24 protein-coding genes are annotated in these 25,068 nt (G+C 42.4%); 10 read left to right on the forward strand and 14 right to left on the reverse strand.

Annotation, left to right across the window (positions count from 1 at the left end; genetic code table 11):
- Positions 1 to 132: 132 nt before the first annotated feature.
- From MIC7126_RS0116195 to MIC7126_RS0116205, 3 genes are all read right to left on the reverse strand, one after another.
- Entirely contained in the window at positions 133 to 3,189 is a 3,057-nt protein-coding gene (locus MIC7126_RS0116195) for a valine--tRNA ligase (protein WP_017654210.1), read from the reverse strand.
- Between the two features lie 48 nt (positions 3,190 to 3,237).
- On the reverse strand, positions 3,238 to 4,212 hold the full coding sequence (locus tag MIC7126_RS27740) for a DMT family transporter (protein WP_040629820.1): 975 nt from the start codon (positions 4,210 to 4,212) through the stop codon (positions 3,238 to 3,240).
- A gap of 309 nt (positions 4,213 to 4,521) precedes the next feature.
- Positions 4,522 to 4,980 carry a hypothetical protein gene (locus tag MIC7126_RS0116205; RefSeq protein ID WP_017654212.1) on the reverse strand — a complete coding sequence of 153 codons (459 nt, stop codon included), beginning with the start codon at positions 4,978 to 4,980 and terminating at the stop codon, positions 4,522 to 4,524.
- A gap of 49 nt (positions 4,981 to 5,029) precedes the next feature.
- Between MIC7126_RS0116205 and MIC7126_RS0116210 the strand changes: the two genes are divergently transcribed.
- Positions 5,030 to 5,215 carry a hypothetical protein gene (locus MIC7126_RS0116210; protein ID WP_017654213.1) on the forward strand — a complete coding sequence of 62 codons (186 nt, stop codon included), beginning with the start codon at positions 5,030 to 5,032 and terminating at the stop codon, positions 5,213 to 5,215.
- 37 nt (positions 5,216 to 5,252) lie between these two features.
- Here the strand turns inward: MIC7126_RS0116210 and MIC7126_RS0116215 are convergent, their stop codons facing one another.
- The 3 genes from MIC7126_RS0116215 to MIC7126_RS0116225 form a co-directional block, all read right to left on the reverse strand.
- Positions 5,253 to 5,600, reverse strand: coding sequence for a hypothetical protein (locus MIC7126_RS0116215; protein ID WP_069108563.1), 348 nt, complete (start codon positions 5,598 to 5,600; stop codon positions 5,253 to 5,255).
- A gap of 133 nt (positions 5,601 to 5,733) precedes the next feature.
- Positions 5,734 to 6,159, reverse strand: a complete 426-nt coding sequence (locus MIC7126_RS0116220; RefSeq protein WP_026100310.1) for a hypothetical protein — start codon at positions 6,157 to 6,159, stop codon at positions 5,734 to 5,736.
- 401 nt (positions 6,160 to 6,560) lie between these two features.
- Positions 6,561 to 8,213 carry a Ppx/GppA phosphatase family protein gene (locus MIC7126_RS0116225; RefSeq protein ID WP_017654216.1) on the reverse strand — a complete coding sequence of 551 codons (1,653 nt, stop codon included), beginning with the start codon at positions 8,211 to 8,213 and terminating at the stop codon, positions 6,561 to 6,563.
- 238 nt (positions 8,214 to 8,451) lie between these two features.
- On the opposite strand from MIC7126_RS0116225, the gene MIC7126_RS0116230 reads away from it, so the two are divergent.
- The 3 genes from MIC7126_RS0116230 to MIC7126_RS0116245 all read left to right on the forward strand — a co-directional run bounded on the left by MIC7126_RS0116230 (position 8,452) and on the right by MIC7126_RS0116245 (position 10,918).
- A complete protein-coding gene (locus tag MIC7126_RS0116230; RefSeq protein WP_017654217.1) occupies positions 8,452 to 9,333 on the forward strand; it encodes a 4-hydroxybenzoate solanesyltransferase in 882 nt (293 codons plus the stop codon).
- Positions 9,334 to 9,737: 404 nt separating this feature from the next.
- Positions 9,738 to 10,385 carry a hypothetical protein gene (locus tag MIC7126_RS0116240; protein ID WP_017654219.1) on the forward strand — a complete coding sequence of 216 codons (648 nt, stop codon included), beginning with the start codon at positions 9,738 to 9,740 and terminating at the stop codon, positions 10,383 to 10,385.
- A 107-nt stretch (positions 10,386 to 10,492) separates the two neighbouring features.
- A complete protein-coding gene (locus tag MIC7126_RS0116245) occupies positions 10,493 to 10,918 on the forward strand; it encodes a hypothetical protein (RefSeq protein WP_017654220.1) in 426 nt (141 codons plus the stop codon).
- Positions 10,919 to 11,101: 183 nt separating this feature from the next.
- Here MIC7126_RS0116245 and MIC7126_RS0116250 read toward each other — a convergent pair whose 3' ends face one another.
- Complete coding sequence (locus MIC7126_RS0116250) at positions 11,102 to 11,524, reverse strand: helix-turn-helix domain-containing protein (RefSeq protein WP_338010316.1); 423 nt, start codon at positions 11,522 to 11,524, stop codon at positions 11,102 to 11,104.
- A gap of 125 nt (positions 11,525 to 11,649) precedes the next feature.
- Positions 11,650 to 11,958, reverse strand: coding sequence for a type II toxin-antitoxin system HigB family toxin (locus MIC7126_RS0116255; RefSeq protein WP_017654222.1), 309 nt, complete (start codon positions 11,956 to 11,958; stop codon positions 11,650 to 11,652).
- Between the two features lie 426 nt (positions 11,959 to 12,384).
- Here MIC7126_RS0116255 and MIC7126_RS0116260 point away from each other — a divergent pair, with 426 nt between their 5' ends.
- Positions 12,385 to 13,023 carry a hypothetical protein gene (locus MIC7126_RS0116260; RefSeq protein WP_017654223.1) on the forward strand — a complete coding sequence of 213 codons (639 nt, stop codon included), beginning with the start codon at positions 12,385 to 12,387 and terminating at the stop codon, positions 13,021 to 13,023.
- On the opposite strand, the gene MIC7126_RS0116265 is transcribed toward MIC7126_RS0116260, so the two are convergent.
- Positions 13,001 to 14,017 carry a CHAD domain-containing protein gene (locus MIC7126_RS0116265; protein WP_017654224.1) on the reverse strand — a complete coding sequence of 339 codons (1,017 nt, stop codon included), beginning with the start codon at positions 14,015 to 14,017 and terminating at the stop codon, positions 13,001 to 13,003. The two genes, MIC7126_RS0116260 and MIC7126_RS0116265, sit on opposite strands and share 23 nt — an antisense overlap.
- A 283-nt stretch (positions 14,018 to 14,300) precedes the next feature.
- Between MIC7126_RS0116265 and MIC7126_RS0116270 the strand changes: the two genes are divergently transcribed.
- Positions 14,301 to 15,398 (forward strand): DUF3616 domain-containing protein, encoded by a 1,098-nt coding sequence (locus tag MIC7126_RS0116270; RefSeq protein ID WP_017654225.1) that lies wholly within the window; start codon positions 14,301 to 14,303, stop codon positions 15,396 to 15,398.
- Between the two features lie 7 nt (positions 15,399 to 15,405).
- Here the strand turns inward: MIC7126_RS0116270 and MIC7126_RS0116275 are convergent, their stop codons facing one another.
- Complete coding sequence (locus MIC7126_RS0116275) at positions 15,406 to 15,810, reverse strand: NIL domain-containing protein (RefSeq protein ID WP_026100311.1); 405 nt, start codon at positions 15,808 to 15,810, stop codon at positions 15,406 to 15,408.
- 373 nt (positions 15,811 to 16,183) lie between these two features.
- On the opposite strand from MIC7126_RS0116275, the gene MIC7126_RS0116285 reads away from it, so the two are divergent.
- Positions 16,184 to 17,002 (forward strand): DUF5331 domain-containing protein, encoded by an 819-nt coding sequence (locus tag MIC7126_RS0116285; protein ID WP_017654228.1) that lies wholly within the window; start codon positions 16,184 to 16,186, stop codon positions 17,000 to 17,002.
- A 71-nt stretch (positions 17,003 to 17,073) separates the two neighbouring features.
- Here the strand turns inward: MIC7126_RS0116285 and MIC7126_RS0116290 are convergent, their stop codons facing one another.
- The 4 genes from MIC7126_RS0116290 to MIC7126_RS0116305 all read right to left on the reverse strand — a co-directional run bounded on the left by MIC7126_RS0116290 (position 17,074) and on the right by MIC7126_RS0116305 (position 21,924).
- Positions 17,074 to 18,717, reverse strand: a complete 1,644-nt coding sequence (locus MIC7126_RS0116290; protein ID WP_017654229.1) for a DUF1565 domain-containing protein — start codon at positions 18,715 to 18,717, stop codon at positions 17,074 to 17,076.
- Positions 18,718 to 19,068: 351 nt separating this feature from the next.
- Positions 19,069 to 20,217, reverse strand: coding sequence for a CapA family protein (locus MIC7126_RS0116295; RefSeq protein ID WP_017654230.1), 1,149 nt, complete (start codon positions 20,215 to 20,217; stop codon positions 19,069 to 19,071).
- Between the two features lie 234 nt (positions 20,218 to 20,451).
- Entirely contained in the window at positions 20,452 to 21,429 is a 978-nt protein-coding gene (locus MIC7126_RS0116300; RefSeq protein ID WP_017654231.1) for an SPFH domain-containing protein, read from the reverse strand.
- Positions 21,430 to 21,498: 69 nt separating this feature from the next.
- Positions 21,499 to 21,924, reverse strand: a complete 426-nt coding sequence (locus MIC7126_RS0116305; protein WP_017654232.1) for an NfeD family protein — start codon at positions 21,922 to 21,924, stop codon at positions 21,499 to 21,501.
- Between the two features lie 167 nt (positions 21,925 to 22,091).
- On the opposite strand from MIC7126_RS0116305, the gene MIC7126_RS0116310 reads away from it, so the two are divergent.
- From MIC7126_RS0116310 to MIC7126_RS0116320, 3 genes are all read left to right on the forward strand, one after another.
- Complete coding sequence (locus tag MIC7126_RS0116310) at positions 22,092 to 24,011, forward strand: 4-Cys prefix domain-containing protein (RefSeq protein WP_017654233.1); 1,920 nt, start codon at positions 22,092 to 22,094, stop codon at positions 24,009 to 24,011.
- A gap of 116 nt (positions 24,012 to 24,127) precedes the next feature.
- Positions 24,128 to 24,619 carry a hypothetical protein gene (locus MIC7126_RS0116315; protein WP_017654234.1) on the forward strand — a complete coding sequence of 164 codons (492 nt, stop codon included), beginning with the start codon at positions 24,128 to 24,130 and terminating at the stop codon, positions 24,617 to 24,619.
- Positions 24,620 to 24,687: 68 nt separating this feature from the next.
- Positions 24,688 to 25,068: a DUF423 domain-containing protein gene (locus tag MIC7126_RS0116320; RefSeq protein WP_017654235.1), complete on the forward strand. Its 381-nt coding sequence runs from the start codon at positions 24,688 to 24,690 to the stop codon at positions 25,066 to 25,068.

A 25,068-nucleotide genomic window follows, 5' to 3' on the forward strand; every position in this document is an offset into this window, starting at 1 on the left:
TTTTTTAAGGGCGATAATCATAAGTTATGAGTTGTGAATTATGAAATTTACATATGTTTTTAATTCATAATTCACTTAAAAAAGGGAACGGGGAATGGTGTTCCCTTTTTTTGTGATAGTTACCAATTGCAGCTATAGTAAGCTAAGTAGGCGTAGGCGTAAAATTTCGACTTGTTTTTCGGCTTCTGCGAGAGCATCTCGCGCACTTTGGACAACATCAGCTCTTGCTTTATCGACAAAATTTGGGTTGTTTAACCTCCCGCTGAGAGATTCTACTTCGGCTTCGGCTTTTTTCAGGCTTTTTTCTAGTTTGGCACGGACTGTTTCAATATCTACTACACCTGTGAGTGGAATGACTACTTGGACTGTACCGATGACGCCGGCGATGGAGTTTTCAGGTACTTGGGGTTGTGGTAATTGTGGTAGTGGGGTAGGTGGTATCGGTTGATTATGAGTGGGTGAAAATAATTGTGCCCAAAATTCGCGTCTAGATTGCGCTGGTATTAAATATCGCGTGATGAACCAAGTTGTGTAAACAAGACCAACGGCTTCAAATAATGTTCCGACGGCGGGTAGTTCGTCGATTGCGTCTACGGCGGTGTAACCTAGTTTAGTGTAAATAATGAGAGCGATCGCTAAACCAATTGCTTTAATCCCACGCCAGGGGTTAGGCTTGGGACGCGGAATAATGACTGTGAGGCTGTTTTGCTCGCCATCTATGGTTAAATTTTCTACTTTCGCTAAGTCTTTGATGTATGTTTGTCCGGCGGTGAGGATTTGTCTCTCTTTGGCGTTTTCACTCTGCAAATTCGCTGTTACTTTCACCCCTGGTTTGACATCTGCTTCTGCGCGGAGGTTGCGAATGGTGCGGATGGTGCCGATTAATAAATCAAATTGTGTTTCGAGTTCGGGATTAATCGAGTTATAATCGGTCTGGGGATAGCTTTGTAATGCTAAGATTTGCGGCGATGTTGTTGGTTGTTGGGTGAGAGTCTGCCAAATCTCCTCGGTGATATGAGGCATGAAAGGATGCAGAAGTTTTAAAATCCCTTCTAAAATATGGGCGAGCATTTGTTGAGCGACTCGTCGTGATGCTTGGTATGCATCAGACGCGCCCTCCACAGTTTCGTTTTGGGGTTGCAATCTGGATTTTACCAGTTCAATATACCAGTCACAAAAGTCTCCCCAAATAAATTCATACAGTCCCTTGGCTGCTTCTCCTAAACCGTAGTTGTTGATGGCGTCGGTGGTTTGTTGCACTACTTGATGATAGCGAGAAAGTAGCCAGCGATCGCTTAATTCTGTAGGCTGGGGTAGACCTAATTGTTGTGGTGTTTGTCCATCTAAATTCATCATCACAAACCGCGCCGCGTTCCACAACTTATTGGCAAAGTTGCGGGAAGCTTCCACTGATGATGATTCATCCTTTTTGCGATCGTATTCTAAACGAATATCTTGACCAGCTCCTGCGACTTCCTTGACTAAGGTATAGCGTAGAGCATCAGTGCCATATTTTTGAATCAGCAACAGCGGGTCAATGCCATTATTCGCTGATTTTGACATCTTTTTATTGTTTTCATCCCTCACCAAACCGTGGATGTAAACAGTTTGAAATGGCATTGCATCCGTGAAATGTCCACCCATCATCGTCATCCTGGCTACCCAGAAAAAGATGATATCAAAACCTGTCACCAAGGTGGTAGTGGGGTAATAGGTGGATAAATCTTGGGTTTGTTCCGGCCAGCCCAAAGTAGAAAACGGCCAAATTCCCGAAGAAAACCAAGTATCTAAAACATCTGGGTCTTGGGCTAACTTGACATTTTCCCCAAATTGTGACTTTGCTTGCTCCCAAGCTGCAGTTGCATTATGGGCGACGATAAAGGGTGTGGAGTCGGTAATTTCTCCACCTGTTTCGCTGACAGCATACCAAGCGGGTATTTGGTGTCCCCACCACAATTGACGAGAAATACACCAATCTCGCAAATTCACCAACCAATCCCGATAAACCTTTGTCCAGCGTTGGGGAACAAATTCCGGTGAATTTTTCTGGTCGAGAAACTCCAAAGCTTTATCAGCCAAGGGGCGAATTTTCACAAACCACTGAGTTGACAACAGCGGTTCTACAGGAACTTTACCGCGATCGCTGTAAGGAACGGTATGCTTATAATCTTCCACCTTGACTAAAAAACCTTCAGCTTCTAAGCGAGACACCACGTTTTTTCTCGCCACGAAGCGGTCTTGTCCTTGAAAATCTCCCGCATTAGCATTCAAGGAGCCGTCTTTATTCATAATATTAATCAACGGCAGATGGTGACGCTTACCCATTTCAAAATCATTGGTGTCATGAGCTGGAGTCACCTTCACGCAACCGGTACCGAATGCACGGTCAACAAATTCATCTGCAATAATGGGAATTTCTCGTTGTGTAATTGGCAGAGTGACAGTTTTACCAATTAAATGCTGATATCTCTCATCTTCGGGGTTCACCGCCACTGCAGTATCACCCAACATTGTTTCTGGTCGAGTCGTCGCTACCTCCACATTACCAGAACCATCAGTTAAAGGATAGCGCAAATGCCAAAGATGACCATTAACTTCTTGATTTTCCACCTCCACATCCGATACCGCTGACTGGGAAGCTGGACACCAATTGACTAAATATTCACCGCGATAAATTAAGTCTTCCTGATACAAGCGCACAAACGCTTCCACCACCGCTTGTGATAAACCTTCATCCAGAGTAAACCTTTCCCGCGACCAGTCAACCGACACACCCAAGCGTCTTAACTGGTTAACAATTGTCCCTCCAGATTCTGCTTTCCATTGCCAAGCACGTTCTAAAAATTGCTCTCGTCCCAAATCATAGCGAGTTTTGCCCTCTGCTTTGAGTTGTTTTTCCAGAATTGTCTGTACCGCAATACTCGCGTGGTCAGTTCCCGGTAGCCATAGAGTGTTACGTCCCTGCATTCGATGGTAGCGGACAAGGGCGTCAATTAACGCACTTTCAAAAGCGTGACCCATGTGTAAACTACCAGTAACATTAGGTGGTGGGATGACAACGCAGTAAGGTTCACCACCTTTGTTGGGGTCAGCTTTGTAAACTTGGTTTTCTTCCCAGAATTTTTGCCATTTGGCTTCTGTGGCGAAGGGTTCATAAAGACTCGGAAGATTCGGAATAGTTGCGGTCATGCTGGGAAAACTAGGTTGGAAGGACTCTAATAAATTTTGCCACAGGGTTCATACTTCAGCTTTCTGTGTGATACTTTTTTCCCCAGCTAGGGTATCACGCTGGTTAATCAAATAGATGCTGATTAAAGTTAAACCTACTCCCACCCACTGCAAAGGAGAAAGAATTTCTTGGAGGAAGATATTCCCGAATAACAGCGCAAAGACAGGCGTCAGAAAGGTGAGGGAACTAAGACTGGTGAGACTACCGCTAGCTGCGAAGTAGAAAAATAATCCGTAAGCGATCGCACTACCGAAGACTGTAGCGTATCCTAAAGCTAGACCGTCGGATATTGTGAGATTTTGCCACTGTTGAGTTTCAAACACCGACGACATCGCCCACAATGGCAATCCACCAATGATCATATGCCATCCTGTCGCCACCACTGGGTCAACATACTGCATCACAAACCTAATTAATACTGTTCCCACCGCCATCGACAAAGCTGCTAACAACATCAACCACTCGCCAGAATCTAATAATTGCTGCCAGTTGCCGATGGTAAGATGAACGGGAGCAGTAAATAAATGCAAAATCCACTCATCCGGTAAGCCGATTAAACTGATACCGGAAACTCCCAATCCCAATCCTAGCCATCCCCAAAACCCAATGCGTTCTTGGAATAGCCATAACGATAATAAAGCTACGGCTAAAGGTTGGGAGTCAATCATCACCGAACCCAAACCTGCTCCAGTTCTGACTAATCCTTCTGCTAAAAAGCCTTGAAAAAGAGTTCCATTCACTATCCCAAATATGGCAATCCACAGCCAAGCCATCCAACTTTGGGGCTGTGATTTACCCATGAGTGCTCCTGCCATCAAGATTAACACCCCCGCTGGTAACAATCGCACTCCCGCCATAAATAGCGGTGTGGTGTGGGGTAAAACTCCTTTCATCGCTACCATCGCCGTTCCCCACAGAAAGAACGGGGCGATGAGAAGTATTGTGGTTAGGGGTAATCGTGATGCACTAAGTTTCAGCTGCATGGGTTTGCTGATGCCTTTGTTTAAGAGATGTAAAAATTACTTTAAATAATTTTACCTAATTGTGCGAGTAAGCTACCGCCAAATCTAAGATTGTGGTGTCTCGCAGAATCTGAGGCTGAGTTCTGTGATGAAGCGATTCAGGAAAAGCTGGATAGAGAAAAGCAGTTAGAGAGTTAGTTTTTTATATTGTCTCAAAATTAAAGTCAGGCGATCGCATTTCATAATATACTCAGGGCGATCGCTTCGGGATAATATAAAAAAGCACTCCATTTTCAGGAATGCAGTCAAGATATCATCAGGTATATGCTGTTATTGCATTCCCAGTAAATCTATTGCCTGTTCAAGGTAATTCTTAGCTCTCCACAACGCTAACAGTCTCTCTTGCTGATATCTGTGTGGATATTCCATTCTTCTGTTCTCCAAAGATATTCTAATCAGCGCTGACTGTTCTAATGTCGGTGTATTTATCTCATCCAGCGCAATACCAATGTTTTCGCAGTTAGTGAATGACAGTCTCCTCAAACCTCTACCTTGTTCTAACTGTTGTAAAGCCAGTGTCGGGAACGCCATTAGCGTGGTAATGTAGTTTTCTTTGTGAGCAGCGCTACCAGTTAGGCGCAACCCGTAGCGGTGACAGAGAATTTTCAACTGTGGAATCGCCAACAGTTCTAATTCGGTTCTCGTGAACATAAAATGAAAGTGTCCATTTCTAATTGGATTATTGGTGGTTAACAACTTTTCCAGGGGAGATAACCACCAATTAAACACTTTATTTCGCTGCGCGCAGCGAAACAAGCTATATTTATGTTTCTCAACAATGCCGAATCCAAAAGGTAATCCCCAGAACTTCCACAATCAACCTAGTCAAGAATTGACCGACAATCTGAGTTTTCGTGTCACTAGGGAGATGAAACAAGAGGTGAAAGCTAAGGAGAACCCTGCTGAGTTCTGTCGTGAAGCGATTCAGGAAAAGCTGGATAGAGAGAAGCAATTAGAGAGTTAGTAGTTTTTTCAATTGTCTCAAAATTAAAGTCAAAGGCTTAATTATTCAGTAATGCATGAGCTTTTGCCATCCGGACAAGATGTTCTATGGTTAGATAGCGTTCTAGTTCAGCTTCACCTTTCGCTGAGAGTGTTCCGGTTTTACTCTGTGCGAGCAGATTACTCACACGAGTTTGGAATTCTGGTGAAGGTAGAATTGCTAGAATTTGTTCTGGTGTAGGCTGACTCGCCAACAATGCAATAATCTCTTTCTCATCAAGAAAATTGCCAGATTGTTCGCTCAACAACTCTTGAAGACCGCGTTCTACTATCTCTTGTAAGCGGTCTGGGAACTGTTGTAATTGCTGTCCTAGCTCCTCAGATACCTCAACGGTGATTTGCATCATGTAGCCCTGTTGTTTTTCTCTCTTAATCTATTAGTTTAAGTTTAGCTACATAGATTTGGCGATCGCATTTCATAATATACTACAAGCGATCGCCTGATTTATGCTTTAGCAAATGTGCGCTATGGCAAATATCCTAGTTTGCGGCTGCTGGTTTCTTACCATTACCGTTTCCATTGAAAGAAACAATTGGCGGTTGTGGTGAATTAGCGGTCGGGGACTCACCTCGCAGTCTTCTTTGGCGTTGGTTTTTGGGAACTCCTCCCGCCATACCATACTCTACACTACTTTTTCCATACCGACTACCAACACCCATCAGCATGTGTTCTGTCATATCTCCCAACTCTTTCTCTGTTTGCAGCATTTCGCGGTATAACTTATCTAGGTTGGAAAGAGCGCTGTTGTAAGCATTCTCTTTTGTTCGCATTGTCTCAATTAAAGCTGAGTAAGCCAGTAGGTTGAGTCCATTGCCTAAATCTAAATTTGGGTCTATGGAACTGATTCCAGCCGCACGCAGGACTGCTTTTTGTAGCATTGAAGAACTTCTTTTTCTCCGAGCCATAATCCGCACTTCTCAGTTAGTAAGGTTAACATTTTTACTTTAAAAACAACCGTACTAATCAGCCTGAGGGAATTTTGGCAAATTTATCACTGCTTTTGCTACAAGCAATAATCGTGATATATACGCGATTTACTGAAATGAGCAAGAATTTGCAGCAAATGAGTAAGCAAACCTGAGTTTGTTTGCTGATTCTACTGAAATGAGCAAGAATTTGCAGCAAATGAGTAAGCAAACCCCGGTTTACTTGCTGATTTTACGGAAATGAGAGAGCGATTAGGCATTTTGAGAAAGGAATTTGCCTTTTTGTTAACTAAAATTGGTTGTCTGTGAAAGAGCGATCGCCGTCATAAATATGCAAAAATAAATTGTAGAGACGCAGCCAAAGCAACGTCTCTAAGATTTTAGCTAATGCTCACTACATTAGTCGGCTCTAAGGTAGCTACTAATTTCACGCCAAATTCTTCTTCAAATACTCCTTTTTTATAATCTAAACTCCACATTTCTAACTCACATTCATCGTGAGATTTAGCTGGAAAAATTAGTAAATTACACTGCTGAAATTGCGGGTAATATTCAAACTTAATTCTGGCGATCGCGCCAATTTGTCTTCTATCTAAAGCTACTGCTAATCTGAGAATCGCACTCAATTGACTGACTGTTTGTCGCTGCTGTTTGGTGAGCAAATTGCGGAAGCTTTCATGTTTTTTCTTGGGTGGCGATTTGCGGTGATAGCGCGCTATATTGGCAATGATTTCGATTTCTGTTTCTGTGTAACCGAGTAATCCCCCGTTGCGAATTAGATAATAAGAATGCTTGTGGTGGGATGAATGATTGACATAGTGACCACAGTTATGCAGTAGCGCCGCCGCCCAGAGTAATTGCCGTTCTTCTCCACCCCAATAATGTAATGTGCCTTGTGTTTGGTCAAATAAACTGATGGCGAATTTAGCAACGCGATCGCTATACTCTAAATTAACTTGGTATTTGTTGGCTTGTTTGAGCACACTGCGTTCTCTAATCGAGCTTTGAAACCGCAGTTTATCTTCAATTAAACCGTGGGCTAGCATCCAGTCCACAATTACACCTTCTCGCAGAGAACGCTCGCACGTTGTGACTGATTCAGAACCCAAAAGGGTCATAGCTTCCTGTAAAATTACTGCACCTGCCAGTATAACTTCTGACCGTTTATCTGGCATACCGGGTATCATTGCCCGTTCGACATTTGTCAGTTTTCGCAGGCGATTTACCCAATCTTGCAAGTCGTTGAGGCTCAATTGATAGCCATTGAGTGTAGAGGGAATATAGCCTAATTTTTCTCGTGCATTCATCAGGGCTATGGTTTCAATTGTGCCAGAAGTGCCAATTAACCGGGGTGTTTCTCCCAATTGCAGATTAGCTTGGATTTCTTCTACAGAACGTTCTAACATTCCCCGCGTATAAGCTTGGAGGTATTGAAACTGAGTGTCACTAATCGGGTCAGTATTAATTAACTCGCTGGTGAGACGCACAGCCCCAATTTTTGTACTGGTGAGGGTACGCGGTTCATGGCTATCGCCTAAAATAATTTCTGTGGAACCGCCACCAATATCTATAATCATGTGGGGTTGGTTGTGAAATTCCATTCCCGACAGCACACCAAGATAAATCCTGCGGGCTTCTTCTTCACCAGAAATCAAATCAACGCATAAACCTAACTCATCGACAATTTTGTGTAAAAAATCTTTACCATTAGGAGCTTCGCGCACAGCACTAGTAGCGACAGCGACAATGGTTTCCGCATTCAAAGTTTTTGCAACTTCTTGGAAGCGTCGCATAGCAGCGATCGCTTTGTCAATGACTTCTGCTTTTAGTTCCCCAGTAGCGATATGGCGATCGCCCAGTCTCACAGTTTCTTTATCTTTAGCAATAATACTAAAAGATGGCAGCGTCGGTTCAATCCGCACAATAACCATGTGCAGCGAGTTGGTTCCCAAGTCAATTGCAGCAATAATTTGTTGTCGCTTAACTGTTTGAGTCGGGACACTCAAAGCGTTAGCTGATACTAAATTCAGCATTGAGATTTCTCTCTATATAAGGTGTGTATGGATAATCGGCACTATTAATAATGGCAAACCAATGTTTTTAATGGCTTAACGCCTCAAAACTCACCCTGCACCAAACAACTCTCAAGTGACTATTTGGCTGTATTCAAAGTTGCCATTTTAGGCTGTGATTTTACAAATAGCAAATAAAAATATTGTATAGATATAAAGATGAGTTAAATCATCGACAGCAAGCAGTTATTTAATTTTTATGCTGAGGACGCCAGAACAAAACCAGGAACCTGTATGGTTGGTAATTATCCGGCTTTTGCGGTGGCATAAACCGGAAGGTCGGTTGATTTTAATGATTCCCGCCCTTTGGGCTGTATTTTTGGCCGCTGCAGGTAAACCACCTCTACCCTTAGTCGGAGTGATGGTGTTGGGAACTCTCGCCACAAGTGCATTGGGGTGTGTAGTTAATGATTTATGGGACAGAGATATTGATCCAGAAGTAGAAAGAACCCGCGATCGCCCGCTCGCCGCACGGACATTATCAATTAAAGTAGGAATTATTGTGGCGATCGTTGCTCTAGCGTGTGCAGCAGTCTTAGCCTTTTATTTAAACACCCTGAGTTTCTGGCTATCAGTCGCAGCAGTACCTGTAATTTTACTTTATCCCGGAGCCAAGCGAGTATTCCCCGTTCCCCAACTCATACTCTCCATTGCTTGGGGCTTTGCTGTATTGATTAGCTGGAGTGCAGTTACACAAACCCTGTCTCCACCGACTTGGTTACTTTGGGGCGCAACCGTATTGTGGACATTGGGATTTGATACAGTTTATGCTATGAGCGACAAAGCAGATGATAGCCGCATCGGCATCAAATCCAGCGCCCTTTTCTTTGGCGATTACGCTCCCCTCGCCATAGCAATTTTCTTTGCAGGTACAGTTGCTTTACTCGCTGGTTTAGGTATCTCCACCCACCTACACATCGCCTTTTGGATGAGCCTCGCAATTGCATCCGCAGGCTGGATTTGGCAATCTTGGCGATTGCGACAACAAGACTTACCCAACTCAGCTTACGGTGAAATGTTCCGTCAAAACGTCTGGATTGGTTTTATCTTGCTTGCTGGGATGATTAGCGGCTGCTTTTGAAAAGGAATGGGGAATGGGGAGGTGGGGTGATGGGGTGATGGGGAGTGTGGGGAGTGTGGGGAGTGTGGGGAGTGTGGGGAGTGTGGGGAGGTGGGGAGGTGGGGAGTGTGGGGAGAAAAAGAATTAAAGAATTTATGCTTCCGCTTGTAATCTTTCCCGTCTTCCCAAGCTTCCCCCTCTTCCCACACCTCCCACACTTCCCCCTCCTCAGACTTCAGACTTCAGACTTCAGACTTCATACCTCATACTTCAGACTTCATACTTCATACTTCATCCTTCATCCTTCATACTTCATACTTCAGCTTTGCTGCGAGCTGCATAAACAAAAAAGTTCAACCTATTGAGTAAGTGAAGGGGTTACAACCCAACAAACACAACAACACTGAAACTTTAGGAGAATGATTATGAACTTCCGTTACTTCACCAGTTCCTTGCTCACCGCTACTGCTCTGATCACTTCCACACTACCAGCTTTCGCTGGGCCTTTTGATGCAGTTAAGCCTGCTGGTAGCATCTTCCAACCCGGTGCTGTTGTCAAACCTGCAGCAGGTAATGTTACTCCCAGCACTCCCAATACTCCCAATGGTAATTCGGAAATTCAAGGTTTAGGCGACCAGCAATCTTGGGTTGATCAAAAAACTTTGGCAAATGACCCCCGCGCTTTGTGTAGTGATGTCGGTTTGGGTAGCAACACTAGCAGCAGTTCTAGCAAATTCGCTTTAGCAACCTCAAACGATGTTCGCTCTAGTTCTGCCAAAACCCACAATAATGGTGGTGGCGGTGGTGGTAGCTTTTTAGGAATTGTCAGTGTCAGCGGTAGCGGCGCTAGTCAAGGTAGCCAAAATAACAGTGGTTCTAACGCGAGCACCAGCAACCGCAACGAAGAAAAAACCAACAGTTCATCAACAGTAGTTCAAGGAAAGAATTGCGACGCTTTTGTGAACTCGGCTGCGGCTAGAGATATGAATTTTCAAGACAACCTGACCCGTCGTTATGAAATTAAAACTGGTCGTCGCGGACAGCAAGTGAATCAATTGCTAGATAACAAATAATCTATAGATATCTGGAAAGGTGTCATGGTGAGGATTTTTCGTCTAAAATCCCCAATCTAAAATCTAAAATTCTTTGACGCCGGGGTCAATGCCCTGGCAATTGCTTTATGTATCCTCTAACAACAAAGATTTTTCATCTTGGGACAACTTTATTGTTGTCTGCAGCGGTTTTCACCACCGCGTCAACTCCCTCATCTGCTAACCCAGCCCGTACAAATAGAGATTCGCAAATTTTGCCCTATTTGCTGGATCAGCCCCATGATAACTCTGTGGTGCGAGTGCGTTGCGCTCCTCAAGAACAAAAAGATGGGAATCGCCATCGCCGATTAATTAGGGAAAGTTTATTGCAGCCAAATTGGGGCGATCGCCAGCAAAATATTACAATTGAAGTTGCAGGTAGTTGTCGCCATGTCAAAATTCAAGTAAGAGACGACGCCCAGTTCTCTGATTTCCCCGTTGATCATCCTGAATTTAACGACTCCTGGCTTACCCGTCGAGGTTCTGGTTGGTATTGGCTGTTGCGCGATCGTTGATGGTGGTTTTTTGATGAATTATTTAGCGCTGGTTTAAGGCGAATAAGCAAGCGAACCGCCTTAAACCCGTCTTTTGGCGTAGATGCTTGATTGTGTAGACTAATACCATTTCACTTTAATAATGATACAAACAAGTTGGTAGGGGCACGGCAGTGCCGTGCCCCTACGAGAAATCTATCTGTATCAACTTTTTCGTGAATTGGTATAAGCTACTTCCAAAAAGTCTCCATCTGAGAAATTCACAGGAAAGAATACAGCAGGCGAAACTTTAAAGAAATCAGCAAGTTTTTGAATATGCTCAACTGTTAACTTACGCTTGCCTTTTAGGACATCAGAAACAATTGATTCAGTTTTAAAAATAGGAACTAAATCTTTTTGTTTGAGATTTAATTCAGCAATTAAAACCTTGAGAAGGTCTACCCCATAAACATCTGCAACTAAATCTTGCTGTGATTCATATTCATAAATCACCATTCCTAGTAAATTAAGATAGTCTTCTTCTTCCTCTGTTAACTCTCCTTTGTCAAGCAATCTATCAATAACTGCCTGAGTTTTTTCAAAATCATATTCAGATTTTATGGGGCGGGGAGGAAAACTTGTTAGCAATTCTGTGTAGGTAGTTTTGTTTGACATTTCATCATTATGGTATATTCCAATTTTCCAAGATAAAACTAAGATTGAAGCTTGAGCCTTCCTAGTTACACTTGCTTGATAGTAGCTCTAATTAAAGGCTAGCTATCAAACCATTCATCATTTTTCCACTTATCTTTATCGTATTCTGCATGAGTTAGAAACTTACGAATATATATAGCCTTAGTCTTGTAGTTAATACAAGTTAACAATCTATATTTATTACCTCCAATATCAAAGACGACGAAGTTTTTTACTGCATCTGGAGCAAAAAGGGAAGTAGTTTTAATATCATCAAAATTATTCCAGGCTTGTTCTTTTACAAGCTTTTTCCAAGCGCGTATACCAGGTTCAGCATCAGGGTATTTTTCATAAGCTTGTTTAAGTCGTTTTTCTGTAATAATACGCATAAAATTTTATTTACATATAAAAAAATGCACATAATCTTGCTCTCCTCATCAACTAAATTTTCTTTTTTTAAAAAGATGATGCTAATCTTAGCAAAATGCGAAGTTAGACGCAAGTGTCAAATTTTGGCGATCGCTTGGTGATCTGTATAGCTGTAGCCACATAGGTTAGGACATAAACTAAAGATAAAACGCTTACACAACGCGACTTCTAAACCTGTTAAGAGTTAAGAGTTCCCTGCTATAATTAGCAAAAAGCAGCACTGACAAGCTTTGTAGCCGAGTAGTGCAAGTAGTTGTTTTGGTATACTCACTGAAGCTACAGCCCCACTAGATAAAAAGTGCATAAACCGATAACAGCAAACCTATTGATTGAGTGAAGGGATACAAACCCAGAAAACACAACTCAAATCAAAGGAAGCGACGGTCATGAAAGCACAAATGTTATTCAGTCTTGCTTGTTCAATCTCTTTGTTAGGCGCTGTGACACTACCTGCTAGTGCTCAACCAGTTCCATCCCAACCTACCGTCCAGCCCCAATCGTCAGCAATCACTATTCCTCAGGATACAGCAATTATTGTCTCATTTCCCGCGCCCGTGACTGTGGATGTTGGGCAAAAACAGGATTTTCCACTGACGCTTCCTTTAGCTAGTGCTATTAAAGATGCTCAAGGTAATGTAATTGTACCAGAAAATACCCCAGTTACTATTATCCTCAAACCTACAAATGGGGGTGCAAAAATAGTTGCTCAATCGTTGGTGGTGAATGGTCGAATTGTCGCTATTAAAGCTTCAAGTCAAATGATTCCTGGTAATACCATTACCCAGAAACGAGCTAATGATAAAGCTGTAGAAAATGGTTCTGTTTGGGGTAGGCTTACAGGTAGTACTTTAGGCTTTTTGAGCAATGGAGATCCGGAACAATTCGACCGAGGCGCAATGTTAGGTAGTGCGATCGGAATCGTTTCTGGCTTGCGTTCTGCAGAAAACACTCGTGTTGTGCAAATTGGTCAAAGCAGTGTATATGTGTTGTCTCTGGAAGCACCTATTCAACTGTCTGCTCGCTAGTTTCAGCTTCATAATTAGCAGATAATTCTAAAGGATGCAGTATTGTTAAATGAAAACCATGTCTACTTTCGACTTTTAAATATCGCTCTTGCAAAGGTTGCCATTCTTGCCATAATTTGTAACGCTTTTCTGCTAATAAATTCTTCAATCCAGTCAGATGATTTTTCATATCTGACTCTAATACATCCTCAAGCCAATCAGTTAATACCGCGCTATCTTGTAGAGTTCCCAAAACATCTTGGATATTCTTCACATCGGCAATATAAGCTGCGTAAGATTCACCGTATAATTCAGCAAATAACTCCATTTGATATCTTACACGTTTAGCTTGTTTTCGCAAGTCATGAATAATTTCGCCTTCACTGTTAAGTTTTTCGGCAATTTTTTCTGCTTCCCAATTTGAGCAAATTGTCAATTCTGATTCTCGGAATTCAGTCCCCATCAACCACCCAGGATGAAGTAAAAAAGTACTAACTTCTGGTAAGAGTAAATCCGGTAAAACTTGTTGGATACCAACAGACGCTAATGAGTGATAATTTGGTGCGGCTAACCACTCTTGCAATCCCTGTTTTAGAGATTTATAGTGTTCATCTTTTAAAGTTGTTTGCACTGTAGAAAGTGCCTGTACCCGTTGTTTAGCTAGAGCATCAAAGGCTGTTTGTAAATGTTTTTGTTCCTTTGACGATAAATGGGGTTTATAATCAGTTTCTAAGGTGGCTTTGAGGACATCTAAATCTCGAAGATTGCCCAGACGTCGAGCTATTTTACCAATGTTTTTATCACTAACAGGCTTGGGAAAATTTAGTGCTGTGCCAAATCTACTCACCGCAGTTCTCAGACGCCGCATTCCCACCCGCATTTGGTGTAAGGCTTCTGGATCTTCATCTTTCTTAACAGACTTTTCCCACTTCAAGGTTTTTTTAACATGTTTTTCAATGGCTTGGTAGGCGTAATCACCAAGAGTTTGTGTTGTGGGTTTTGTAGCTAATTTCATGTACTTTTAGCTGCTTCATACTTCATCAATTACTGCATCATAGCATTAGTTAAAAATTTGCATCTATCTCTTGAGGCTTTTTTTGACGTTTTTTGCCATGAAGAAAGATTATTTTGAAGTTATTCCATATCCTACAGTTGTATTTCTTGCGGGCGATCGCTATTTTTTTACCTATCTTGTATTATGTATAGAAGTAAAGAATTTTGAAGAAAATTAATGAATTAAGTATTAGTTATCACACAAACTTAGTTCATCCCCACCAATTACTGAGATAGATTCTCAAATGTATAACTCATCTTTTAGCCATCAAGTCATCTTAGAATTTACCAATAGTTTTCAGGAACATAGAAAAGACCTCTCAGCAGTATTGTTAATGCCTGAAAAGCAATTGTGGCTTGGCTCAGACGAAACCTCAACTATTGAAAGACTCTCTTTAGCAGACACTGGTAAATTTACAAATCATCAACAATTTAAGGTATCAGAATTTATTCCTTTACCAGCGCCAGAAGACGAAGAGATTGATATAGAAGGACTGAGTTATGCAGATAATTACTTATGGTTTGTTGGTTCCCATAGCTACAAGCGCAAAAAGCCTAAACCCCAACACCCTGATATCAAAAATATTCAAAGATTAACAAAAGTTACCACAGAACCAAACCGCTATATCCTAGGACGAATTCCCCTGATTAATGGTCAATTATTTGCATCTTATCCACACCCTCAAAACCCAGATTTGTTGTTGACTGCAGCCAAACTAGAGTTGACAACTACAGGTAATGTACTCATGACAGCTTTAGCAGATGATCCTCATTTGGGATTTTTTGTGAAAGCAGCTATTCCTGGAAAAGATAATGGTTTTGACATCGAAGGAATAGCTATAGATCAAAATCGGATATTTCTAGGTTTGCGCGGCCCCGTATTGCGGGGTTGGGCTATTATTTTGGAAATAGAGTTAGAAAATTCTAACTTAGGATTGATGACACTACGATTAATTGGTGAAGGAAATAAAAATTATAAAAAACATTTTCTCTGGCTCAACGGCTTAGGAATTAGAGATTTATGCTTAGATGGAGAAAACTTGTTGATTTTAGCTGGGCCGACAATGGATTTAGATGGCCCGGTGCAAGTTTATCACTGGCAAAACGCCTCGAAAATGGCAGAAAATCTTCTCCATTACCCAGAATTTATCCAAAATATTCCCTTTGGACATAGAGAAGATCATGCTGAGGGGATGACACTTTTTCATCAGATAGCCGAGAAGCCCGCATTGTTAATAATTTACGATTCACCAGCCCCGACCAGATTACTAGGAGAAGCTAGCGTAGTAGCGGACGTGTTTGAGTTGAGAATGGGTGATGGAGAGACAGGTAAAAACAAATAACAAAAATTTACAAATTAGTTGATATTGCTTGTACAGGACAAGTGGGGATACATTGTTCACAGACAATGCAGCGCGATCGCGTGAATGTCAGCTTATATGTGTCTGGATTGAGACTTAAGGCCTCGGTGGGACAAACCCCAGTACACAAACCACAATGAACGCAGATATCCTCATCAATGATGATTTCACCCAAGGTATGGGAAACATTGATATTTTGCGATCGCATCCACTCGATAGCCGCATCTAACTGATCAATATCGCCCAAAAGTTCTAATACTAGCTTACCAATTTGATTGGGAGCAACCTGAGCACGGATAATATTAGCAGCCACGTTGAACTCTTTCGCCAGTCGGTAGGTAACTGGCATTTGGATAGCGCGTTTAGGAAAAGTGAGGGTAACTCGTTTCTTCACAGGTTTCGCAGAGTCTTTTCTTTGTTGTAGCAGGGATTGGGGGTTAGGGGTGTGTCCCAAAAGTTTTGATCGGTTTGTAGTCAGCACTTTAGTGCTTTCAGATTCAAGGACTTTAGTCCTCACTACAAACTCATCAAAATGAATGGGATAGAGGAATTGGAAGTGGGGGTACTTTTTTCTGGGAAACTAGATGAGGACTTACGTAAGTGTGATATTTTTTGCGTAGAGGGTAAAGTTAAAAGTACAAAAAATCTTGACTCTTTGCTCTGAGCGTAGTCTAAGGGTTGACTCTCATACCGAAAGATTTGTGCGCCAGTTGCGTAAGTCCTGCAGATAAATTCTACATTCTTTGTTGACTGAAGCGAGGCATTTGATGAACATTCAGCAGCTACGTCAATCGTTGAAAATCAAGTGGCTGAATTACTACCAACAAAATCGTGTTTGGTTAGTAAAGCTGCGAATTTGGCGCAATTATGGGGGTTTGCGGCGTCCTTCATCTGGTTTTATCTTGGCTACGTTGTCGGTTTTAGAACCGCAATTTGATGAGATATTAGCTTTTATTCTGGATTTGAGTAACAATCCCGATCAGATTGTTGCCGCCTTGGGTCTAAATTTTAATCCCGATGAAGAACTAAAATTAGTATCACCAGAATTTGTGCAGATTACACAACCAGTTGTTGATAATTCTCCAGCAGAAAAGAATTTTGAGGATGAATTCGTACCATCAATGGCGGTAAATGATTATCAACCTGGACAAGGTTTTGCACGGCAAACAAAAGTTTTGTCATCTGTGAAAGTTGCTGCTAAAGTGAATAGCGATCGCCCACTCGTAACATCAGTTTCTGTCCCTAGCACAGCTAATCGCGCATCCCCCACCAAAATGATGCTAGCTGATCAACCTAATTCTAGGACACGTTCCCAAAAACCTGTGCGATCGCCTTTTGAAGATCCTCCGAGAGGAACATCACTAGCAATACATAATCAAGTGACTCATACGACTAAAACAGTACCATCATTGCCAACCAATCACAAAAATCTCTCATCACTGAGTATAGCTATCAAAATTCCCCACGACGGTAAACCGATAAAAATGCAATTGCAGAATTGTTTTGATAAAACTATACAATTACCTCCCACCAATGCCCGCAGTCTAGCTTCTTGGGTAGACGAGTTTTGTCAGGGTGTGGAATGAGGATTGCAAACTTTGTAGAGACGCAAAATTTCGCGTCTCTATGAAACGACAACGCTGCAAGATTAGATAAATCAAGCACTCACAATATAAGGCGACTTGATCGCCGCTACCCGTCCAGCGTCTACCAAAGCCTGATAGACTATGGCCGCTACCTCAGCTCGTGTCGCGTCACGGGTAGGGTTGAGCAGCTTGAGGTTGGGATAATTGACAATAATCTTTTTATTGATGGCTTTTGCTACTTCATCTTTAGCATAGTCAGGAATTTTCGATTGATCGTCAAATTTGACAGTAGTAGTACCACCACCTGCTAACCCCAATCCATTCACCAGCGAGACAATCACTTGTACGCGCTGGATATTTTTGTTAGGCGCGAAGGTGCCATCAGGGAACCCAGAGAGAAATAAACCTTGGTATGCTTGTTGAATTACCTTCGATGCCCAAAAGTCTGCTGGCACATCTTTAAATTTGACAACAGCACGATTGGCAGATGGATTGAAAGCTTTTACTAGTAGCGCAGCATACTGTGCCCGTGTCACCGTCGCATCCGGTTTAAATGTGCGATCTGGAAAACCGCTGACTATTCCCTGCTTGACTAATTCTGCAATAAATGCTGCTGCCCAATGATTGCCAATATCAGTTAAATCAGTGGATATGGGTGTTGGTGTTGGAGTGGGATTTGGGGTGGGATTTGGTGTTGGAGTGGGATTTGGAGTGGGATTTGGGGTGGGATTTGGGGTGGGATTTGGGGTGGGATTTGGGGTGGGATTTGGAGTGGGATTTGGAGTGGGATTTGGAGTGGGATTTGGGGTGGGATTTGGTGTAGGATTTGGGGTGGGCGTGGGTACTGAAGTATCAGCAAACTCGATACTGCCTGTAACTTTAGCGCGATCTATTTGATTTCCCACAGAAATCAGCTTATTAGCGCCGGCATTTTGCAAATCAAACTTACCGTTATTGCGTAGGATATTACCACCAGGGTTATTAGCACTGCCTAAATCTGGAAAAGCATTGGCAATCACCGTCAAACCATCGTCAGTATTTTTTTCACTGAAATTATTCCGCAGTACAGGGCGCGCACTACCTGAAACCACGATTCCCGAACGGTTTTCAGATATTTTGTTATCTATCAGTGTTGGTGAAGCTGCATCACTGATAGCAATGCCAAAACCTGTTTTAAAAAAAGTATTGCCTTGAATTTGTCCTTTGGCATTTTTAGCGATAGAAATACCATTAGCAGCATTCTCAGAGAATACACTACCAATGATTGTGGGATTAGCGTCGCCAGTGGCAAAAACTCCCTCACGCTTAGATAAGGTAAAAGTACTATTAGCAACAGTCGGTGCACTCGACTCCACCCAAACAGCAGTACCACGGCTAGCTTGATTTGTTACAGTTACTCCTCGTAATTCTGCGCCATTAAGCATCACAAAAGTGACATTTTGACCAGCAAAAGTCCGACTGAGATAGTTACCGCTACCTTCAATCAGAATACCTTTACCTTTGGTGGCTTCGTTACCGATGATTACGACACCTGCGGGGACTGATAAAGGAAAAACTTCGCCGCTGCTGGTGTTGTAATTACCATCTGCTAGTTGAATTTTACTGCCGATAGTGGCAACTTTGAGAGCTTGAGCGATCGTTTTGAATGGTGCTACTTGGCTACCAGGATTAGTGTTACTGCCTGTACCTGGATTTACGTAAAAAGTTGTGGACATATTTATACTACTAAAAAAGACATAGATATCCTAGCGCTAACAATTGAAATAAGTGACAATTGCTAAAATTTAACTCGCCAACTTAACTTCTAACGCTAAAAGAGACATTCCGTAAAAGCTGCAAAAACTGCTCGATAGCCTGAATTCGTCAATATCACAGACTATGTAACAAAATGTAACGAGTTTATTCACCCATCACCCAAGCAATCCCACTCAATTAAGTTAGGTACTAACTGATAGAGCAGAGGATAGTAAAAACTAAGTAAAATTACGGTTGACTATCAACCATCCACCGTTCAACATTGCTTGTTGACCAATCTCTATGGGTACCAGATTTATACAGTGCATTTTCTATTTATTATTCAACACAATCAGTTCACCTTTTTTATTAATCTGCACTGGCTCAACGGGGAAATCCTGATTATTTAAGTAACGCACAAGTCCGACAGTACGGAAGTGTTGATCAACTTGCGGAATTCCCTGTTTATTCAGATGAATAGGAATAACTTTAGCCGCGACTAAATCTCCAGATGGATTGAGTTTAACTTCTAAAATCATCGAATATCCAGTTTGAGCATTAGTAGATAAAGTCCGATATCCGAGAAAATTACCTAAAGAGTAAGCGACTATTTTTCCTTTATAAATTTCTATGGCTCGTGGCACATGAGGTCCATGTCCTAAAACTAAATCTGCACCAGAATCAATCATTGTCCGGGCAAATTTCATCGCATTACCACGGTTTTCGCCATAAAAAAATTCTGTTTGGTTTTTAACATTTAATGCCCCCGTTCCTTCCGACCCGACGTGCATCGATATAATCACAATATTGGCGTTTTTTTTGGCCTCGGCTAAGAGCGTTTGGGCTGCTGACAAATTATGCACAGAATTATACATTTCATAAACAGAAAACCCAATCATGGCGACGGGAATTTTATTAGCTTCCAAATAAAGAATTTGATTTTTATGACCTAATGTAGCAATACCCACAGCTTCAAGATTCTTTTTTGTATCTTGAAACCCCACAGTGCCAAAATCCATGGCATGATTATTAGCCATATTAAACACATTAAACCCAACATCAGCGAATAGCTGGGCATACGCAGGTGGGGAACGGAAAGCAAAAACTTGTCCTCGACTAATATCTTTGCTTGTGTAAGGATAGGTGGTTAAACTACTTTCAAAGTTACCAAATAAAATATCAGCACCTTGTAGATAACTGCGGACTGACTTCGGCAATAGCTGATGGGTAAACCGGGGTAATCTGTAGTTAGGAAAATTTGTACCAGGAATCACATCACCAACAGCTTTAATAGTGATGGTGTCGCCAGGAGATTCTTGATTATTCGGAGTGACAAATGGTAGTTGTTGTTCATTAGTCGTAGCTGCATCTGAACGCTGTTCTTGTCCCAGTCGCATGAAAACTCCGATACCAACACCTAAACAAAAACAGCCACTAATAAAACCCAGCGAAAATAAGCGCCCTAACCCTAACCTTGCCATTGTTTACACCTCAGATGATGGCATTAGTTTATCCCAAAATTTGCTAATGTCAGTATATGTAGCAGGGAACAGGCAAGGATGAGTATACCCGTAAGGGCGTAGCTTGCTTCTCCGTTTCGGAGTACGGTTGTTCGCCCCTACAGTGTGCGATATAATTCTTTACCTCACGTAAATGGGAATCGCTATAGTTGATTTTCGGTCTAGCTACCCAGCGCCGCGATCGCTATCTCGCTGCTAAAGGCGATTATTATTAACGTTAGGGATTGGCTGACTATCAGAGACAATAGACTTGATTCCTTCTAAAGTAGCGGGAATAGTCCGTGGGTCAATAAACATCACTTTGCTGCTATCGCTTTTACCGATTGTTGCACCCATATCCAGATAGCCCAAAGCCAAGAGAACTTCCAGTGCTTTTCGGGCTTCGGGATTAGTTTTCATTTTTTGGGCGATGATTTCTGCAGATTCTGCTACAGCTTGGGCTTTGAGAACTTGTTGTTGGCGTTCAGCTTGGGCGCGCAGGACGATCGCTTTTTGTTCGGCTTCTGCTTGTAATACTACCGCCTTTTGTCTAGCTTCGGCGTCGAGAACTTGTGCATCAGCTTTACCTCTGGCGCTATTGACTGCAGATTCTCTATCGCCCTCGGAAGTCAAAACCGCCGCCCGTTTGCGTCTTTCTGCGGACATCTGTAATTCCATCGATTCCTGTACCGCTTTCGAGGGAATCAAATCTCGCAGTTCCACCCGTGTCACCTTCACACCCCAAGGGTCGGTAGCAATATCCAAATCCCTCAACAAAATCTCATTAATTTGCGATCGCGCTGTAAAAGTTTCGTCTAACTCTAATTGTCCCATTTCTGAGCGAATTTGCGTTAACACCAAATTCACCATCGCCGACTGGAGATTTTCCACCTTGTAATAAGCCTTCTCCATATCCACAATGCGCCAATAAACCACCGCATCCACAGTAATTGACACATTATCACGGGTAATACACTGTTGTGGAGGAATATCTAAAACCTTTTCCCGGATGGTTTGTTTATAAACAACCTTATCAACAACAGGAGTGATAAAGTTCAACCCCGGCTCTAGCTTCTTATTGTAACTCCCCAATCGTTCCACCAAGGCTTCATCACCTTGATTAATCACTCTCACCGAAGTTGCTAAAGCAGAACCACCTAAAGCCAAAGATATCAAAAACAGTAACGTTTCCATATTTAATCTCCTAAATTATTCAAGAAATAGGAACATGAATCGCTCATATTCCCCATTCCCTAGCCCCTGCTATAAAATATCTTGCGGTATCACAATCAACGTAGTCCCTTCTCTGCGGACTACATAAACCCTTTGGTCGTGGGGGATGCTCAATTTTTCATCATCACATCTTGCTTGCCAAGAATTACCTTCATACAGTACCCGTCCTGTTCTCCCTGGTGGAATCTCCGTTAATGTTTCAGCTATAGTTGCATCCTGAATTTTTGAGCGTCGTAGCGGTCTGACGAATCGCCGAGAACCCAGAACTAGCAAGGTGGAAAGCAATAACCAAACCACAACTTGTAACCACAAACTTACTAAACCCACTCCAGACAGTAGCGCCACCACCAAAGCGCTAATTCCCATCAAAAAGGCGACAAAGGCTGACGGTAAAAACAATTCTGTGAAACACAAAGCGGCTCCCGCCAAGAGCCAGATTAAGGTATAACTTTGCATAGCGTCATCCTAGACACTAAATCCATACACATGCATTTATACAAAATATAGATACATTTGGCATCTGGCCGTTTCCTGAAACCAAATCATGATATTTTAGACATCGATTTTTATGAATGTTATTGGTTATTTGTAATTTTTGAGACTCTAGCTCCCAAACGCCAGTTATGATTTCTACTCAACAAACAATTTATTGTGTAAATCCAGATTGTCAACATCCCATTAATTCTGTGGGTAATCGTGTTTGTGCTCATTGCCAAACTCCTTTAGTTCACCGCTATCTCTGGGCTACTGGCTCTTTGGCTGCGAAAATTCCTCCAAATACTCATGTTGCTCACAGGTATGAAGTTATTACACAGCAGATATGGCTGGATACGCAACCAGGATTAACGCCAGATGTTCCCGAAGATTTACCACAGGTAGCTATTCCCTACCTCAAATTATATCAACAGCAGTTACATATCCCTCAACCATATGGGTTTACTCGTTTGCCTGCAGCGGGTGCAGATGATATTCTCTTGCTAGAAAATGCACCGATAGACCACAACGGACGCATTTACCCGACACTCGCTGATGCATGGATGCAAGCATCAGCCGTGAGACAAGTTTACTGGCTGTGGCAAATTCTGCAACTGTGGTCATGTTTATCAGAATTAGGAATTGCTCATAGTTTATTAATTGCAGAGAATTTGAGAGTCCAAGGCTGGTGTGTGCGGTTACTGGAACTTTACCCGCCACAAAGTATACAGCCGACTTTGCGAGATTTGGGGCAATCTTGGCAACCTGGGATTGCATCTGCCAAAATATCAGTGGCTCCAAGGCTAAAAAACATCCTGCAGCAGATGAGCAATGCAGAGGTGGATTTTGCAGAGATTAGCAATCAACTCAACGCTTTATTGTTATCCTCAGCGGCTGAATTGCCATTAAATCTGGAAGTAGCGGGAGCTACAGATACTGGCCGTGAACTGAAGCAAAATGAGGATGCATGTTATCCGAATTCTTGGGGTAATTTGGATGACCCATTAGCTACGCGCTTGGCGATGGTGTGCGATGGTATCGGTGGACATCAAGGCGGTGAGGTAGCTAGTCAATTAGCACTCAGGTCTTTAAAGTTACAAATTCAGGCATTATTAGCGGAAGTAGCCGCACAAACTGAACTAGTACCCCCAGATTTGTTAGGACAACAACTAGAAGCTAGCTTGCGGGTGGTGAACAATGTCATCAGCGCCCGTAATGATGAACAAAAACGCCAAGGTAGGGAACGGATGGCGACAACTCTGGTGATGGGGTTGCAATTACCCCAGCAAGTGGAGATGCTTTCTGGACAACCATCAGAAAACGCCCATGAGCTTTATTTAGCTAATGTAGGCGATAGCCGTGCTTATTGGATTACTCGCAACTATTGTCAGCGACTGACGGTGGATGATGATGTGGCGATGCGGGAAGTCCGCTTGGCTCGCAGCTTGTATCGTCAAGCACTACAGAAACCAGATGCGGCGGCGCTGACTCAAGCTTTGGGAACCAAGGATGCGGAAACTCTCAGGCTGTCAGTTCAGCGATTTATTCTAGAAGAAGATGGCATTTTGCTGTTGTGTTCTGATGGATTAAGTGACAACGACTGGGTAGAACAATCTTGGCAAGATTACGCAGTACCTGTGTTAACTGGGAAACTTGCTTTAGAAGATGCTGTCCGTAACTGGATTAACTTAGCTAACCAAAAAAATGGTCACGATAACACTTCACTGGTGATGACTTATTGCAGTGTCTCCCGTGAGTATTTGGTATCTATGACTCACTTACAGTTACCGGTGGAGATTGTCGAGTCGGACTCAGAGATAGAATTTGATTTGGTTGATACGCCACCAGTGGTGCTGGATGTCGATATCACAGCCGAAACAGCTCCTAGTCCAGTGAAAAAATCCAGTAGAGGTAAGCAGTTGTCGCTGCTGGGAGGAATCTTGGTCTTGCTTTTAGGCGGTGCTGGTTTGGCGTTATTTGCTTGGTTACAAGTTAACCCACAAGGATTGCAGCGTCTGTGTCAGCAACTTCCTCAAAAAGTGCAGCAGTTGTGTCTACCAAAGAAATAATTTATGTGGTAGAGCGATCGCACTTTTTTAGAATACTACAAGTGTTACCACGCGTCCTAACCTCTAGTCCCTAATCGGTTAAAATCGCAAACAAGGTTCAAATGTGAGGTGAAACTATGAAGACTGCTGAAAAATTGGCTGCAGGTTGGCTACTCACACTGGGATTTATGTTTTTGACGTTATCAGTCTCAGCGGCGATTGAAAAAAATAATATCTTGAAACCAATTCCTACACCCATAGATGAAAAAAATCTTGTTCAAGATACTGTGAATACAGATGCTTTAAATTTTCTCGATGCAACTGCTAGACAAAGCTTGATTTTTGGTGTCCCTACTCTGATATTAGGAGGTTGGTTGAGTATAGGATTATATCGTCGTTCTCAACAAGAGAAAAAAGCTTTGAATCAGCAGTTGAATGCACAACTGCAAGACGTTTTTTATCAAATGCTACTAGAAAATCAGGGGAGAATGACTGTTGCGGGGTTTGCGATTAAATCGCAGTTACCTGCACTGAGTGCTAGACAATATTTAGATGAGAAAGCTAAAGAATTTAATGCAAATTTTCAGGTGAGTGAAGATGGGGCTGTATCATATCATTTTGATATCTAATTTAACTCCCAGTCGAGGATTGATATCAATTAATTGCTAAATTCTCTACCAATTGACGGCTAGGTCTAATGACGCAGATATTTTTAAGCATAGCCGCTATTTTGGGCGGTTTGTCTGTGGCGGCTGGTGCTTTTGCTTCTCACGCCTTACGAGAAAAAATCAGTGAGCGATCGCTAGAAATTTTTGAAACTGGTGCTCGCTATCAAATGTACCATGCTCTGGCACTGTTAGCGGTAGGATTACTATTAAGTCGTACTACCTCTCCTCAATTTACTCTGCTTGCCAGTGGTTGGTTATTTATCATCGGTATTGCTATCTTTTCCGGAAGCTTGTACGCTTTAAGCCTAACTAATATCAAGATTTTGGGAGCAATCACACCCCTAGGAGGCGCAGCATTCTTGGCGGGTTGGGGTGCTTTAGCTATCGCTGCTTGGGGCTTAAAGCTTTAG

This window comes from Fortiea contorta PCC 7126, assembly GCF_000332295.1.
GTDB lineage: Bacteria > Cyanobacteriota > Cyanobacteriia > Cyanobacteriales > Nostocaceae > Fortiea > Fortiea contorta.